General features: G+C 38.0%; 1 protein-coding gene. It reads left to right on the forward strand.

The features are described from left to right. On the forward strand, positions 1–382 hold a 382-nt coding region (locus tag H4O21_RS28395; protein ID WP_255487456.1), incomplete at both ends, for a phenylalanine--tRNA ligase beta subunit-related protein.

A 382-nucleotide genomic window follows, 5' to 3' on the forward strand; every position in this document is an offset into this window, starting at 1 on the left:
ATCATGGTTTTAGATGAAAAACTAAAAGTTGGCACACCCGCTGCTGATATTTTTGAAATTGAAAATGATACCGTTTTTGAAATTGGCTTAACCCCAAACAGGGCAGATGCCATGAGCCATTATGGTACTGCGCGTGATCTTAAAGCAGGTTTGCTTCAAAAAGAAGTGAAAGTAGAGGTGATAACACCATCCGTTAGTGCATTTAACGTTGAAAACAGAACATTAAAAATAGATGTTGATGTTATCGATAAAGAACTGGCACCTCGCTATTGCGGTGTTACCATTTCTGGAATTAAAGTCACGGATTCTCCACAATGGTTACAACATAGACTTAAAGCTATAGGACTAAGTCCAATAAACAATGTGGTGGATGCCACAAATT

This window comes from Oceanospirillum sediminis, from assembly GCF_014164585.1.
Taxonomy (GTDB): domain Bacteria; phylum Pseudomonadota; class Gammaproteobacteria; order Pseudomonadales; family Halomonadaceae; genus Oceanospirillum; species Oceanospirillum sediminis.